The organism is Streptomyces sp. NPDC018947 (assembly GCF_044390505.1).
In the GTDB taxonomy this organism is placed as follows: domain Bacteria; phylum Actinomycetota; class Actinomycetes; order Streptomycetales; family Streptomycetaceae; genus Streptomyces.
In genome coordinates, this window is record NZ_JBIRZD010000023.1 from 38,503 (window position 1) to 53,588 (window position 15,086).

14 protein-coding genes are annotated in these 15,086 nt (G+C 74.0%); 9 read left to right on the top strand and 5 right to left on the bottom strand.

Annotated elements, in window-relative coordinates:
• Positions 1-543 precede the first annotated feature (543 nt).
• The 5 genes from ACH499_RS32240 to ACH499_RS32260 all read left to right on the top strand — a co-directional run bounded on the left by ACH499_RS32240 (position 544) and on the right by ACH499_RS32260 (position 5,125).
• Entirely contained in the window at positions 544-1,371 is an 828-nt protein-coding gene (locus tag ACH499_RS32240) for a glycosyltransferase family 2 protein (protein ID WP_356204668.1), read from the top strand.
• Positions 1,368-2,369 (top strand): glycosyltransferase family 2 protein, encoded by a 1,002-nt coding sequence (locus tag ACH499_RS32245; protein ID WP_399020347.1) that lies wholly within the window; start codon positions 1,368-1,370, stop codon positions 2,367-2,369. The genes ACH499_RS32240 and ACH499_RS32245 overlap by 4 nt, the downstream gene beginning before the upstream one ends.
• A complete protein-coding gene (locus ACH499_RS32250; RefSeq protein WP_399020349.1) occupies positions 2,362-3,177 on the top strand; it encodes a polysaccharide deacetylase family protein in 816 nt (271 codons plus the stop codon). The genes ACH499_RS32245 and ACH499_RS32250 overlap by 8 nt, the downstream gene beginning before the upstream one ends.
• An 84-nt stretch (positions 3,178-3,261) precedes the next feature.
• Positions 3,262-4,356, top strand: a complete 1,095-nt coding sequence (locus ACH499_RS32255) for a DUF5925 domain-containing protein (protein WP_399020351.1) — start codon at positions 3,262-3,264, stop codon at positions 4,354-4,356.
• 16 nt (positions 4,357-4,372) lie between these two features.
• Positions 4,373-5,125: a DUF72 domain-containing protein gene (locus tag ACH499_RS32260; RefSeq protein ID WP_356204661.1), complete on the top strand. Its 753-nt coding sequence runs from the start codon at positions 4,373-4,375 to the stop codon at positions 5,123-5,125.
• Between the two features lie 85 nt (positions 5,126-5,210).
• Here the strand turns inward: ACH499_RS32260 and ACH499_RS32265 are convergent, their stop codons facing one another.
• Positions 5,211-5,579, bottom strand: a complete 369-nt coding sequence (locus ACH499_RS32265; protein WP_356204659.1) for a GntR family transcriptional regulator — start codon at positions 5,577-5,579, stop codon at positions 5,211-5,213.
• 72 nt (positions 5,580-5,651) lie between these two features.
• On the opposite strand from ACH499_RS32265, the gene ACH499_RS32270 reads away from it, so the two are divergent.
• The 3 genes from ACH499_RS32270 (at position 5,652) to ACH499_RS32280 (ending at position 7,446) form a co-directional block, all read left to right on the top strand.
• On the top strand, positions 5,652-6,581 hold the full coding sequence (locus ACH499_RS32270; protein WP_399020353.1) for a GNAT family N-acetyltransferase: 930 nt from the start codon (positions 5,652-5,654) through the stop codon (positions 6,579-6,581).
• Positions 6,562-7,062, top strand: a complete 501-nt coding sequence (locus tag ACH499_RS32275; RefSeq protein ID WP_365602756.1) for a DUF402 domain-containing protein — start codon at positions 6,562-6,564, stop codon at positions 7,060-7,062. The genes ACH499_RS32270 and ACH499_RS32275 overlap by 20 nt, the downstream gene beginning before the upstream one ends.
• Positions 7,063-7,311: 249 nt before the next feature.
• Positions 7,312-7,446 (top strand): hypothetical protein, encoded by a 135-nt coding sequence (locus ACH499_RS32280; RefSeq protein WP_356204654.1) that lies wholly within the window; start codon positions 7,312-7,314, stop codon positions 7,444-7,446.
• Between the two features lie 25 nt (positions 7,447-7,471).
• Here the strand turns inward: ACH499_RS32280 and ACH499_RS32285 are convergent, their stop codons facing one another.
• From ACH499_RS32285 to ACH499_RS32295, 3 genes are all read right to left on the bottom strand, one after another.
• Positions 7,472-7,930, bottom strand: coding sequence for a GNAT family N-acetyltransferase (locus ACH499_RS32285; RefSeq protein WP_356204652.1), 459 nt, complete (start codon positions 7,928-7,930; stop codon positions 7,472-7,474).
• Between the two features lie 82 nt (positions 7,931-8,012).
• Positions 8,013-8,981, bottom strand: coding sequence for a DNA polymerase thumb domain-containing protein (locus tag ACH499_RS32290; RefSeq protein WP_399020356.1), 969 nt, complete (start codon positions 8,979-8,981; stop codon positions 8,013-8,015).
• Positions 8,978-12,502, bottom strand: coding sequence for a DNA polymerase III subunit alpha (locus ACH499_RS32295; RefSeq protein WP_399020358.1), 3,525 nt, complete (start codon positions 12,500-12,502; stop codon positions 8,978-8,980). Before ACH499_RS32295 ends, ACH499_RS32290 begins: the two co-directional genes overlap by 4 nt.
• A gap of 152 nt (positions 12,503-12,654) precedes the next feature.
• Between ACH499_RS32295 and ACH499_RS32300 the strand changes: the two genes are divergently transcribed.
• Positions 12,655-13,713, top strand: coding sequence for a DUF3533 domain-containing protein (locus ACH499_RS32300; protein WP_399020360.1), 1,059 nt, complete (start codon positions 12,655-12,657; stop codon positions 13,711-13,713).
• A 70-nt stretch (positions 13,714-13,783) separates the two neighbouring features.
• Here the strand turns inward: ACH499_RS32300 and ACH499_RS32305 are convergent, their stop codons facing one another.
• Positions 13,784-14,866 carry a S1 family peptidase gene (locus ACH499_RS32305; RefSeq protein ID WP_399020362.1) on the bottom strand — a complete coding sequence of 361 codons (1,083 nt, stop codon included), beginning with the start codon at positions 14,864-14,866 and terminating at the stop codon, positions 13,784-13,786.
• Positions 14,867-15,086: the final 220 nt, after the last annotated feature.

Genomic DNA, 15,086 nt, shown 5'->3' on the forward strand with positions numbered 1-15,086 from the left:
CAAGAATTGGCTGACGGTCATTCAGAACCGGACGAAAACCGGGGGAACGTCAGTGCGGTCTTGCGCTCCCCGACGGACTGCGTCAGATTGAGGCCCGGCATCTTGGGCTTCGGGGGGCAAAGCGGAACGGTCTGGGGACCCATCACCGCGCGAGAGCGCCCGCACGAAGTCCAGATGAGGGCAAAACAACACAAACGCGAAACCTGTCCAGGTCTTGCCATACGGGTTCAAACGTCAATACCGTCAGACATCTCCCGCACCGGTACGCCGGCACACGGCCCAGGGGAGGGCTCGAGGCCGCGGCGGACCACGCGGGGCGCGGTAGGGGGGTGCCGTGCTCGGTGACCACGTCGGTTGCCGGGCCGTGCCGCGCGGTCGGCTGCCGTTTCTTTCTTCCCGGCGTCGACAGGCTTTGCCAGCTCACCTGGCACGCACGGGGGTCCGTGCCGTCGTGCCACGGGTGAGAACCCCCCTTTCGAACCGGATACAGAGCCGGACCGCCCACTGGGGCGGGCGGTCCGCCGGACGAGAGGGACCTGACTCATGAGCTCAGTTCTGCAGCCGGCGGCGACGGAGAACGACCCGTCACCCGCCGGCACGTACCGGCCCGTCTCCTCGCACCTGGCCATCGCGCCACCGGTGAGCGTGGTCATCCCCGCGATGAACGAGGCCGAGAACCTTCCCTACGTCTTCAAGACGCTGCCCGACTGGATCCACGAGGTCGTCCTCGTGGACGGCAACTCCACCGACGACACCGTCGCGGTCGCCCGGGAGCTGTGGCCGGACGTCAAGGTCGTCGAACAGCGCGGCAAGGGCAAGGGAGACGCGCTGATCAGCGGCTTCCAGGCGTGCACCGGTGACATCATCGTCATGGTCGACGCCGACGGCTCGGCCGACGGCCAGGAGATCGTGTCGTACGTCTCCGCGCTCGTCTCCGGCGCCGACTTCGCCAAGGGCTCCCGCTTCGCCAACGGCGGCGGCACCGACGACATGACCTTCGTCCGCAAGCTCGGCAACCGCGCCCTGTGCGCCGTCGTCAACCGCAAGTTCGGCGCCCGCTACACCGACCTGTGCTACGGCTACAACGCGTTCTGGCGGCACTGCCTGGACAAGATCGACCTCGACTGCACCGGATTCGAGGTGGAGACCCTCATGAACATCCGGGTCGTCAAGGCCGGGCTGAAGGTGCAGGAGATACCGAGCCACGAGTACCTGCGCATCCACGGCGTGAGCAATCTGCGCGCCGTGCGGGACGGGCTGCGGGTGCTCAGAGTGATCCTCGAGGAGCGCTCCAACCGGCGTGCGCTGCGCAGCCGTACGCACTCCCCGACGCTCGTGTCGGCCGGCCCGGCCCAAAGGAAGGCGTCTTGAGCACTGCCGTCCCCTCCCCCACGATCTCCGTGGTGATCTGCGTCTACACCGAGGACCGCTGGGAGGACATCCTCGCGGCGGTCGCCTCGGTGCGGGCACAGTCCCGCCCGGCCCTGGAGACCCTGCTGGTCGTCGACCACAACGAGGCGCTCCTGGACCGGCTGCTGAAGGAGTACGAGGAACTCCCGGACGTGCGGGTGTCCGCGAACCCGGGCCCCCGCGGGCTGTCCGCCGGCCGCAACACCGGCATCGCCGCCTCGCGCGGTGAGGTCGTCGCCTTCCTCGACGACGACGCCGTGGCCGAACGCGACTGGCTGGCGCACTTCGCCGCGGGCTACGCCGACCCGGCGGTCATGGCCGTCGGCGGGCGCACCGAGCCGGTGTGGGCGTCGGGGCGGCGGCCCGCCTGGTTCCCCGAGGAGTTCGACTGGGTGGTGGGCTGCACCTACCGCGGCCTGCCGCCCGGCCGGGTGCGGGTGCGCAACGTGCTCGGCGGCAACGCCTCCTTCCGGCGGGAGGCGTTCGACGCGGCGGGCGGCTTCGCCACCGGCATCGGACGCGACGGCGACAAGCGCCCGCTGGGCTGCGAGGAGACGGAGCTGTGCATCCGGCTGGCCCGCGCCCGGCCCGACGCGGTGCTGCTGATCGACGACCGGGCGGTGATCCACCACCGGGTGCCCGAACCGCGCGAGCACTTCGGCTACTTCCGCACCCGCGCCTACGCCGAGGGCCTGTCCAAGGCCCTCGTGGCGCGCAGCGTGGGCGCCGGCAAGGGCCTGGAGTCCGAACGCCGGTACGCCACCCGTGTCCTGCCGGCCGGTGTGGTGCGCGGGCTGCGCGACGCCGTGCTGGCCCGGCCGGGCGGCGCGGGCCGGGCGGGCGCGATCGTCGCCGGGGTGCTGACGGCGGCGGGCGGCTACGTGGTGGGCAGCGTACGGGCCCGGCGGGGCGGGGCCGCGTTCGCGGTGGCGCCCGTCGAGGGGGGCGGGCATGGCTGACGTGTCCGTGGCCGACGCGCGGGTGCCGGTGCTCATGTACCACGCGGTCGCGGCCGATCCGGGCAGGGCGACCCGCGCGCTGTCCGTGACGCCGCGGGCCTTCGCCGGGCAGATGGCGGCGATCGCCGAGCGGGGCCTCACCCCGGTGAGCACCGCGCACCTGGCCGCCGCCTGGCGCTTCGGCCGCCCGCTGCCGGACCGGCCCGTCCTGATCACCTTCGACGACGGCTACGAGGGCGTGCACCGGTACGCGCTGCCGGTGCTCGCCGAGCACGGCTTCCCGGCCACCGTCTTCGTCACGACCGGCTGGCTGCGCGGCCCGTACGACACCGGGGGCGCCCCGGACACCATGCTCGACTGGGAGCAGACCCGCGAACTGGCCGCGGCCGGCGTGGAGATCGGCGGGCACAGCCATACGCATCCGCAGCTCGACCAGCTCGGCGAGGAGCGGCTGCGGTTCGAGCTGATCCACTGCAAGGAGATCATCGCCGACCGACTGGGCGCGGCCCCGGCCTCGTTCGCCTACCCGTACGGCTACTCGGACCGCCGGGTGCGGCGGGCGGTGCGCGAGACGGGGTACGCCCAGGCGCTCGCCGTCGGCAACGGCCTGGCGCACCGGCGGCAGGGGCCGTACGCCCTGCGGCGGGTGACCGTGCGCCGCAGCACGGGCCCCGAGGAGTTCGCCCGGCTCGTCGAGGGGCGCGCGATCGGCCGCGCGTTCGCCGGGGACCGCGCTCTCACCAAGGGGTACGCCGTGCTCCGCAGGGCGCGCCAGGTGCGGCGGGGAACGGCGGCGGCCGGTGCCTGAACCGCCGGCCGCCGCGTGCCGCGCACGCCGTGCGCGTCCGGGAAACCGGGTGCGCACGGCGGGCGCGGGCCCGATCATGGCGGCATGTCCGTGAACCCGCACGACGCCCTGCCGATCCGGCTCAACGTCGACGACAGCGACTCCCCCTCCGACGTGGTCGACGCGCTGTTCCTCGGCCGTTTCGCCACCGGCGAGCAACCCTTCTCGCACGCGGTGAACATCGACCGCGTACGGCCCGGGGCCGGCCTGCTGCCGCCCGGCGCGCGCGTGCTGCGCGTCGCCCGCGACGACGACCGCAGCGCGACCCTGGCCGAGGGCGACGGCTGGACGCTGCTGGTCTCCCGCTGGAGCCGGGGCGCCGACGTCACGGTGACGGCGACCAGCGCCGACCTGGCCGAGAAGGTGCTCGGCGACACGACGGACGGCGCGGCGGACGAGCCCGAGCCGCAGCCGGAGAACGTCACCATGGGCTTCTGGTACGTCTCCCCTCGGCGCGGCCCGCACCGCACCACCCGGCAGATCTCCGCCGGCACGTGGGAGGAGGTCCGGGCCAACTACACGGCGCCGGTCGCCCGGGCGATGGACCGCCTGATGAGGACCACCCCCGAGGACATCGCGGGCCGGCTGCTGCTCCTGCACGGGCCGCCCGGCACCGGCAAGACGTCGGCGCTGCGCACGCTCGCCCGGTCCTGGCGGGACTGGTGCCAGGTGGACTGCGTACTGGATCCCGAGCGGCTCTTCTCCGACGTGGGCTATCTGATGGACATCGCCATCGGCGAGGAGGACGCGGCGGGCAAGGGCCGCTGGCGGCTGCTGCTCCTGGAGGACTGCGACGAGCTGATCCGCGGCGAGGCGAAGCACACGGCCGGACAGGCCCTGTCGCGGCTGCTGAACCTCACGGACGGCCTGCTCGGCCAGGGCCGCAACGTCCTGGTCGGGGTGACGACCAACGAGGACCTGGAGCGGCTGCACCCCGCCGTCGTCCGCCCGGGCCGCTGCCTGGCCCGCGTCGAGGTCGGCCCGCTGACCCGCCGGGAGGCGGTGGACTGGCTCGGCACCGAGGAGGGCGTGGGCCGCGAGGGCGCGACGCTGGCGGAGCTGTTCGCGCTGCGCCGGGGGACCTCGCCCACCGCGCTGCCGGAACCGCGGGACGGCGCGGAGGCGGGGCTGTACCTGTAGCTGCTTCCATGGGGGTATGACCCTGTTCGTCGGCACGTCGGGCTGGCAGTACCGGGACTGGCGGGAGGTCCTGTACCCGCCCGGCCTGCCGGTCCGTCTGTGGCTGGAGCGGTACGCGGCCGGTTTCGCCACGGTCGAGATCAACAACGCGTTCTACCGGCTGCCCTCGCGCGAGACGTTCGAGGGATGGCGGGAGCGGGTGCCGTCGGACTTCGTCGTCGCGGTCAAGGCGAGCCGCTACCTCACCCACATCAAGCGGCTGCGGGAGCCGCGGGAGCCGGTCGAGCGCCTGATGAGCCACGCGGCCGGCCTGGGTGACCGCCTGGGGCCGGTGCTGCTGCAGCTCCCCCCGACCCTGCGGGCCGACGCGGCCCTGCTGGACGCCTGTCTGGCCTGCTTCCCGCCCGGCACCCGGATCGCGGTGGAGCCCCGGCACGAGTCCTGGTGGACACCCGAGGTGCGCGCCGTGCTGGAGGCGCGGGGCGCGGCGCTGTGCTGGGCGGACGTCCTGGCCCGCCCGGTCACCCCGCTGTGGCGCACCGCCGACTGGGGCTACGTCCGCTTCCACCAGGGCAGGGCCGCCGCCTGGCCGCACTACGGCCGCCGCTCCCTGGCCACCTGGGTCCGCCGCATCGAGGCCGCTTGGCCCCGGGAGGACGTCTACGCGTACTTCAACAACGACCCGAACGCGGCGGCCGTCCGTGACGCGACGGCCTTCGCCCACCTGGCCCGCAGGGCGGGCCTCCCGGCCACCCGGACCCCCGGCTAGCGCCGCGGAGGAGCGGGACGTTCCACGGCCGGGCGGGCAGCCGCGGCGCACCCGCGGACACCCGCGGGGCCCGCCGCAGCGGCGCTCACGCCCCGTAGGCGGCCCGCAGCGCATCCCGCACGGCGGCCTCCGCTTCCCCCTTGGCGATCCCGAGCCTGCGCGCCCGCGACGCGTAGACCTGCGCGGCGGAGGCCAGCTCCCGCTCCGCCGCGGAGCCCGCGGCGGCGACGAACGTGCCGTTGCGGCCCCGCGTCTCGATCACCCCGTCCGCCTCCAGTGCCCGGTACGCCTTGGCGACCGTGTTGGCGGCGAGGCCCAGGGACTCGGCCAGTCCCCGTACCGTCGGCAGGCGGTGGCCCACCGGCAGCGCGCCCGACCGGGCCTGTTCGGAGATCTGCGCGCGCACCTGCTCGTAGGGCGGGGCGCCGTCGTCGATGTGGATCTTCAGGGTCACCCGGTGATTGTCCCGCACCCCGCCGGAAAATCGGAGGCATCCCGTCGTGCCCGCCGCGTAGCGTGCGGCCCCATGACCGTCATCGTGCGCGATCTGAACCCCGGAAACCGGGCCGACCTGGAGGGCTTCGCCCGGGTCCGGCACGCGGCCCTGCCGTACATCCTCCTGACCCCCGAGGCGATCCTCCACCTCCTCACCCGCACCCCCGCCGAGGCCCGCTTCCGGTCGCTGGTCGCGGAGGAGGACGGGGAGATCACGGGGACGGCCCAGGTCGGGCTGGTCCACGACAGCCAGGAGCCGGGGGTGGCGTTCCTCAACGTCTACGTCCGCCCGGACCGGGTCCGGCACGGCGCCGGGGGGCTCCTGGTGCGCACGGCCGAGGAGTACCTGGCCGCGGTGGGGGCGAAGAAGCTGTTCTCCTGGGTGCTGGACGAGCCGGGCAACCTGGCGTTCGCGGAGCGGCACGGCTACGAGAGACGCCGCTGCGCGCACTTCCTCCGGCTGGACCTGACCGGCGGCACGCTGCCGCCGCCGTGGTCCCCTCCCCCGGGTGTGGAACTGCGCACGGCCGCCGACTTCGCGGACGATCCGCGACCGCTGTTCGAGCTGGACGCCGAGACGGTGGAGGACGAACCGAGCGACGTCGGCTACGAGTTGGCCGACTACGAGGCGTGGCTCGCGGAGTCCTGGCGGCATCCGCTGCTGAACCGCGAACTGACCACGGTCGCGGTCGCGGACGGCCGGCCCGTCGCGTTCAGTGTGGCGTACACCGACGGGGCCGGGCGGTACTCCACGGCGATGACCGGCACCGCCCGGGCGTACCGCGGCCGGGGACTGGCCAAGCTCGCCAAGACGGCCTCCCTGCACCGCGCCCGCGCCGCCGGGTGCACGGAGGCGTTCACGGGCAACGACACCGGCAACGGGCCGATGCTCGCCATCAACAAGGGCCTCGGTTACGAGGTCTGCGCGACGGAGGTGCGGTATGTCCGCGAACTCGGCTGAGACACCGGCCACGGTGGAGGTCGTCCTCGTCAAGGCGGGCCGTACGAAGATCCGTTACCCGGGTGAGCTGCTGCACGACGACGGCACCCGGATCGCGGTCCGCGCGCCCTGGGCCGGTGCCGGCGTGCGCGACTTCGGCTTCGTGCGCTTCGAGGCGGGTGACGTCTTCACCGAGTACTACTGGCGCGACCGGTGGTTCTCCGTCAAGGAGGTCCGGTCCGCCACGGGCGCGGTGAAGGGCTGGTACTGCGACATCACGCGCCCCGCCGTGCGCACGGGCACGGAACTGGTCGTGGAGGACCTCGACCTGGACCTCTGGCGCTCCGCGGACGGCACGGACGTGCGGCGGCTGGACGAGGACGAGTTCGCCGAGAGCGGACTCGCGGAGCGGGATCCGGGGGCCGCGGAGGCCGCCGTGGCCGCGCTGGACGAGCTGGAGCGGCTGGCCCGCGGGGAGGGTTTCACGGACCTGCTGGCGTAGGCGGGGGGCGTGCGGCGCGCCGTCACGACTCGGTGTGGTCGTCCCGTCACCGCCGTTCGTCCCGCGGTGTGTGCGGCCGTGCCTCCGTGCGCCCCGCGGGCCCGCGAACGGCCGTGACCTGGGGCGACGGGTCCCCAGCACAGGATGGTGACAATCGCCACTGACAGACGCGCATCGATGAGGAAGTCTCGGGGAAAGGGTCTACCTCCGTGAGAACGCGGAACCCGGTGGATCCGTAAGGAGGCAGCCATGCGCCGTCTGACCGTGCAGAAGCCCCTGAAGAAGACCGATGCCCGCCGAGTCCGCGAGGAGGCCGAGGAGCGCCCCGCGGGGCGCCCGGAGGTCCGCAAGGACATCGCACGCACCTGGTGGCCGGACAACTGACCGGGACGCGCGGCCATGAGACGCGTCAGAGCAGCCGCTTGCGGTAGTGGATCCGGTCGTAGGGGCCGTCCACCCGGCGCTCCACGACCTCGTACCCGTACTTCGGGTAGATCTCCTGGTTCTCCCACATCAACGCGTTCGTGTAGAGCCTGACCTCGGGCAGGCCGAGCGCACGCGCGTGCGCGTCCACGAACCGCAGCAGCCGCCGCCCCACTCCCGTGCCGTGCACGTCGGGGTGGACGGCGATGCTGTCGAGGAAGAGATGGTCCTCGAACGCCTCCAGCACCACCAGTCCCGCGACGGGACGGTCCGGGGTGCCCGTGACGAACACCTTTCCCGCGGCCACGTCCGCCGCGTGGTCCGCCTCCATGGGCTGCGGCACCACGCCGATGCGCGCGATGTAGGGGCGGTACGCCGCGTCGGTGACGGCCCCGACCGCGGGCACGTCGGCGGCGGTCGCCGCCCTGGTCTCCTCGTTCGCCATACCGCGAACAGTAGTTGTCCCGGCGCCGCGCGAGTGGCCGCACCGGGCGCCTCGGCGCGGTCCGGGCCGGCCGGCGGGGACCTCACGCCGCCAGGGTCCCCGGCATCACCGCCCGGGGCCCGAACTTCGCCCGCGCGCGGTCCGCGACCTCCTCGATACGGCGGACCCTCTCGTCCACGGGGTCGAAGGTGAGCTGGTGGGAGGCCTGCTCGGCGGGGGTGAGGCCCTCGGCGCGCAGGGTGACCGAGCGGACCCGGGCGCGCTGGAGACCGAGCGCCTCGTGGAGGGCGTACGCGGTCCGGGTCAGGGCCGGCGAGTGCGCGGTGGGCTCCGGCAGGGTGCGGCTGCGGGTGGTGGCCGAGCGGTCGGCGTAGCGGACGGTGAGGGTGAGGGTGCGGCACACCGTGTCCACGGCGCGCAGCCGGGCGCCCAGTTCCCCGGCGGCCGACAGCAGGGCGCGGCGGTGCCGGGCGGGGTCGAGTTCGTCGCGGTCGAAGGGGCGGTCCGCGGACAGCGAGCGGGAGATCCCGTCGGGGACGACCCGGCCCCGGTCGATGCCGGCCGCCTTCTCGCGCAGCTCGCGGCCGGCCTTCGCGCCGACCAGGCGCTGGAGCGTGGACAGGGGCGCGGCGGCGACCCGGCCGAGGGTGTCGAGGCCGTACTCGCACAGGGTGCGGGCGGTCGCGGTGCCGACGCCGGGGAGCGCGGCGACGGGCCTGGGGGCGAGGAAGTCGCGCACCGCGTCCCCGGGCACCGCGCGGGTCAGTCCCGGCCGGGCGTCGCGCAGGGCCATGCGGGCCAGCATCGGTCCCGGGCCGGCGCCGATCACGCAGTCGACGCCGTACCGCGCGAGGGCGCGGACGCGGATCACCGAGGCCAGTTCCACGGCGTCGCGTCCGAAGTACCGTTCGGCGCCCCGCAGGTCGGCCAGCGCCCCGTCGGGCGGCAGCGCCTCGACGACCGGCGTGAACTCCTCCAGGAGGCCGAGCAGTTCGGGCAGGGCCGCCTCGTACATCGGCGGTAGCCGGAAACGTACGCAGAGGACGGTCATCCCGCGCTCCCCGGGCTCTGGTGCCACAACTTCCTTCCCACCGCGGGCCCTTCGCCCGCGGGACGCAGATCGGCCCAGGGGTGCATCTCGTACCCGGTGGACATGCGGATCTTCCGCCGCTCCCCCGCGTCCCGGGCCGCGGAGCCGGCCGGCGCGGGCTGTCCGTCCGCGCCGGCGAGGCGCCGGCGCGCCGGGCCGTCCTCGGGGGCGTCGCCCCGGCTTCCGCCCGTCCCGGCGAGTCGGGCCGCGACGCCCTCCAGCCCCTCCTCCCGGCGCACTTCCAGCAGGTCGGCGAGGTTCCAGGCGGCGGAGCCGACCACGCTGAGGCTGCGCGGGCCGCGCCGTTGCACCACGCCGCGCACCAGCAGCAGCCAGGAGTGGAAGACGGTGTGGGCGCAGGTGTCGTGGGAGTCGTCGAAGAAGGCGAGGTCGACCAGGCCGGTGCCGTCGTCCAGGGTGGAGAAGATGACCCGCCGCCCGGAGCGGACCGGCGGTGTCTGGGTGGCCGCCTTGGCGCCCGCGACCAGCACCGTCTCCCCGTGCCGTGCCTCGCGCAGCCGCTTGGCGGACACCACGCCCAGCTCGCGCAGGAAGGTGCGGTGGTCGTCCATCAGGTGGCGCGAGGCGTCCATGGAGAGCACGCCCAGTTCGGCGCTGAGCTTCTCCGCCGAGGTGAGGTCGGGCAGTCCGGCGGAGGCGGTCCGGCGGCCGCCGGGCAGCGGGAGCTGGTCACCGCGTCCGCCCCGGGCGCCGCGGTGCAGTTCGGTCAGGTGCAGTTGCAGGTCGCGGCGGTTGGCGCCGAACGCGTCCAGCGCGCCGACCTGGGCGAGCCGCCCGGCCAGCGGCCTGCTGGGGCGGGCGCGTTCCCAGAAGTCGAGCAGGGAGGCGTAGGGCTGTCCCTCGGCGATCCGCTTCGCCTCGGCCTCGCTGATGCCGTGCACGTCCGAGAGGGCGAGGCGCAGGCCCCAGGTCTTCGCCCGGCGCGATGACTCGGACACCAGTTCGATCCTGTGTGCGACCCCCGACTTGTTCACGTCCAGCGGCAGGATCGGCACCCCGCGCCGCCGCGCGTCCGCCAGCAGCAGCCGCTTGGGGTACATGCCGGGGTCGTGCGTGAGCAGTCCGGCGTAGAAGGCGGCCGGGTGGTGGGCCTTCAGCCACGCGGACTGGTAGGTGGGCACCGCGAAGGCGACGGCGTGCGCCTTGCAGAAGCCGTACGAGCCGAACGCCTCGACGATCTCCCAGGTCCGCCGGATCGTCTCCGCGTCGTACCCGTTCGCCGCCGCGTGCTGGGCGAACCACACCTTGATCCGCCCCTGCGACTCCGGGTCGGACAGCCCGCGCCGCACCCGGTCCGCCTCGCCGCGCCCGCAGCCGGTCATGATCGCCACGATGTCGATGACCTGCTCGTGGAAGACGACGACCCCGTAGGTCCCCTTCAGCGGCTCCGCCAGGTCCTCGTGCGGGAAGCGCACCGGCGCCCGTCCGTGCCGGGCCTCGATGAACGGCCGCACCATGTCGGCGGCGACCGGGCCGGGGCGGAAGAGCGAGATGTCGACCACCAGGTCGTGGAAGCCGGCCGGCTGGAGCCGTCCCACCAGGTCCCGCTGGCCCGGCGACTCGATCTGGAAGCAGCCCAGCGTCTCGGTGGAGCGGATCAGCCGGTACGTCTCCGGGTCCCCCTCCGGTACGGCGTCCAGGTCGACCTCGGCGCCCGTGGCCCGCTTCACCTCGGCGACCGCGTGCGCCATCGCCGACTGCATCCGCACGCCGAGTACGTCCAGCTTGAGCAGCCCGAGGTCCTCGACGTCGTCCTTGTCGAACTGCGCCATCGGGAACCCCTCGCCGCTGGTCGGCATGACCGGCGTGCGGGAGAGCAGCGAGGCGTCGGACAGCAGGACGCCGCAGGGGTGCATGGCGACGCCGCGCGGGAGGGCGTCGAGGGCCTCGACCAGCTCCCAGAGCCTGCCGTACCGCTCCTTCTCCCCCGCCAGTTCCCTCAGTTCGGGCAGCTCCTCCAGCGCCGCGCGGGCGTCGCGGGCGCGGATGTGCGGGAAGGACTTGGCGACGCGGTCGATCTCGGCCGGGTCCATGGACAGGGCGGCGCCCACGTCGCGGATGGCGTGGCGCACCCGGTACGTCTCCGGCATGGCGACCGTGGCGACCCGCTCGGTGCCGAAGCGGCCGATGATCGCGCGGTAGACCTCCAGCCGGCGCGCGGACTCCACGTCGATGTCGATATCGGGCAGCACCACCCGCTCCTTGGACAGGAACCGCTCCATCAGCAGCCCGTGTTCGACGGGGTCGGCGTGGGCGATGCCGAGCAGGTGGTTGACGAGGGAGCCCGCGCCGGAGCCGCGCGCCGCGACCCGGATCCCCATGTGCCGTACGTCGTCCACGACCTGGGCGACCGTGAGGAAGTAGGAGGCGAAGCCGTGGTGGGCGATGATGTCCAGCTCGTGGTGCATCCGCTCCCAGTACTCCCGGCGGCCGGTGTAACCCCGCAGCACCATGCCCGCCGCCGCCCGGGAGGCGAGCGCCCGCTGGGCGGTGCGGCGGCCGGCGCCGACGAGGTGCGGCTCGGGGAAGTGGACGGCGCCCATGCCGAGGTCGTCCTCGGGGTCGACCAGGCACTCGGCGGCCGTGGCCCGGGTCTGCTCCAGCAGGCGGTGGGCGGCCTCGCGCCGGAAGCCCGCGGCCTCGACGATCCGCTCGGCGGCGTGCCGCATGGCCTCCGCGCCCTTGAGCCAGGCCTCGCCGGAGTCCGGTTCCCCGGCGGCGCCGATCGGGACGAGGCGGCGGGCGGCGTCCAGGACGTCGGCGACGGGGCCCTGGCCGGGGTCGGCGTACCGGACGGCGTTGGTGAGCACCGGGCGGACGTCCTGTTCGGCGGCGAAGCCCACGGTGCGGGCGGCCAGGCGCAGGGAGCCGGGGCCGGTCCCCTCGCGGCCGTGCCAGACGGCCTCCAGGCGCAGGGCGTCGCCGTAGACCTCCCGCCAGGGGGCGAGGAGCCGCGCCGCGCGGTCGGGGCGGCCGGCGGCGAGGGCGCGGCCGACGTCGGAGCCGGGGCCGAGCAGGACGGTCAGGCCGTCGGCGTGGTTCTCGGTCCAGGGCAGCAGGGGGGTGTCCTCCGCCGTGTGGGCGGCGGAGACGAGGCGGCACAGGTCGGCCCAGCCACGGGCACCGTCGCGGGCGAGGAAGGTCACCCGCGGGGCCGACTCGTCGACGAAGGCGCCGCCGCGCACGGGGGTGCGGCGCCGGTCCCGGCGTACGGAGGTGTCCGCGCGTCCGGCATCGGGTCCGGGGGCGGCCACCGCCAGGTCCGCGCCGAACAGCGGGCGGACACCCGCCCTCGCGCAGGCCTTGGCGAAGCGGACCGTGCCCGCGAGGGTGTCGCGGTCGGTGAGGGCGAGGGCGTCCATGCCCCGCTCGACGGCGCGCTCGGCCAGCCGCTCCGGGTGGGAGGCGCCGTACCGCAGGGAGAACCCGGAGACGGTGTGCAGATGCGTGAAACCCGGCACACGCACCTCCCGATCTCATGAACGGACCCTCTTATCGAACGTCTGTTCCCAGCCACTCACCCCCACCATAGACCAATTCTCGAATGCGTGTGCGACATCCGTTCGGCCCCTTCCCACCTGCGCAAACACCCGGCGCCCCGGACCGTGGGGACATGTCGCACACACCGGGCACCGGCACGCGGAGCGGCTCCTTCCTCGGGGAGGTGAAGGACGCCGTCACCCCGCGCGCCACCCTGCTCGTCCTCGGCGTGATCGCGCTCCAGCTCCTGTTCATCGCCTCCTACGTGGGAGCGCTGCACGACCCGAAGCCGAAGGACGTGCCCTTCGGCGTGGTAGCCCCCGGCGCCGCCGCCGCACAGACGGCGGACCGGCTGGAGGGACTGCCCGGATCGCCGCTGGACCCGCGCACGGTGGCCGACGCGCGAAGCGCCCGGGACCTGATCGGGGACCGGGAGATCGACGGCGCCCTGATCGTGGACCCCGCCGGCGGCCCGGACACCCTGCTGGTCGCCTCCGGCGGCGGCACCGTCCTCGCCGGGACCCTGGAGAGCCTCGTCGCCGGGATCGAGCGGGCCGAGGGCCGCACCGTGCGGACCGTCGACGTGGCCCCGGCCTCCGCCCAGGACTTCGACGGGCTGTCGTCCTTCTACGTGGTCGTGGGCTGGTGCGTCGGCGGCTATCTGTGCGCCTCGATCCTGGCGATCAGCACCGGCGCCCGTCCGGCCAACACCCGCCGCGCGGCCATCCGGCTGCTCGTGATGGCGCTGGTGTCGGCCGTCGGCGGACTCGGCGGCGCGGTGATCGTCGGGCCGGTCCTGGGCGCCCTGCCCGGCAGCGTTGCGGGGCTGTGGGGGCTCGGGGCACTGATCACCTTCGCGGTCGGCGCGGCCACGCTCGCCCTCCAGGGCCTCTTCGGGATCGTCGGCATCGGGCTGGCGATCCTGCTCGTGGTGATCGCGGGCAATCCGAGTGCCGGCGGTGCGTTCCCGCTGTCGATGCTGCCGCCGTTCTGGAAGGCGATCGGCCCCGCGCTGCCACCGGGCGCGGGCACCTGGGCGGCACGCTCCCTCGCCTACTTCGAGGGCAACGCCATGACCGACGCGCTGCTGACGCTGGCCGGGTGGGCGCTCGCCGGGATCGTCGTCACGATGCTGGCGGCGGCGCTGCGCCACCGGCGGCGCGAGCCGGAACCGCCCGCGCGGGCCGGCTGACGCGCCCCGGGACGCGCGGAGGTCCCGCCCCTCGCGCGCGGGACGGGACCTCTTCGGAGCGGTGTGCGGCTCAGCCGATCTGCGTTCCGGTGGCCGACAGGGCCTCCGTCACCGGCTGGAAGAAGGTCTCCCCGCCGGAGGTGCAGTCGCCGCTGCCGCCGGAGGTGAGGCCGACGGCCTTGTCCCCCGAGAACAGCGAGCCGCCGCTGTCGCCGGGCTCGGCGCACACGTCGGTCTGGATCAGGCCGTTGACGATGTCGCCGTTGCCGTAGTTCACGGTGGCGTCCAGGCCGGTGACCGTGCCGTCGTGCACCTGGGTCGTGGAGCCGCTGCGGGTCACCTCCATGCCGACGGTGGCCTCGGCGGCGCCCGAGATGGCCTGGGCGGAGCCGTTGTAGAGGTTCACCTCGCTCGGGTGGTCCACGTCGGCGGTGTACTTGACCAGGCCGTAGTCGTTGTCCGGGAAGCTGGAGGCCTCGTTCTGGCCGATCACGGTGCCGGAGGAGTCCGACCAGCTCGAGATGGACTCGGTGCAGTGCCCGGCGGTGAGGAAGTACGGCTCCCCGCCCTTGGTCACGTTGAAGCCGAGCGAGCAGCGCCCGCCGCCTCCGGTGATGGCGTCGCCGCCCGCGACGAACGCCTTGTACTCGCCCTTGGTCCGCTTCAGTTCGGCCTTGGCGCCGAGTCCTTCGACGACCTTGGACAGCTTGGCCCACTCGGCCTTCGAGACCGTGCGGTCGGCGGTGACGACGACCTTGTTGGCGGTCGGGTCGGTCACCCAGGAGGTGCCCGGGACGGCCGCGTCCTCGGCGAGGGTGGCGCGCGCGCTCTTCAGTTCGGCGAGCGAGTTCTCGACGATTCTCGCCTCGGCGCCCGCCTTCTCGACGGTCCGGGCGGCGTCCTCGTCGAGCACGTTGACGACCAGGGTCCGGGCCTGGGCGTCGTAATACGTGCCGGCCGCGTCGGCGCCGAGGTCGCCGAGCAGCGTGGAAGCGAGGTTTCCGGCCGCCGTGACCGACAGGGTCCCGGGTGCGGGGGCCTTCGGCGCCTCGCTGGCGTTCGCGCTCTGGAACGTGACTCCCGCGGCCACCAGTGCGGTGATGCCCGCACCTGCCACGGCTGCCCGCCGCTTGGGTATGCGTCGGTGCTTCAACTCATGTCCTCCTGTGGGGGGTCGGTCCGGGGGATTGTGGGGATCCCACGAACCGGAAGGCTGGTTGACGGGCGTCACTCTTCCGAACCCGACAGGACGCACACAAGACCGAGTTGAGGACGTGCGCACGACAACTTCAGCGCGGTCACACGTCCTTCACCATTCATGTCCCTTCCAGGAGGATTCGCGCAGCCCCTGCGACCGCGTCGCGGGACCGCCT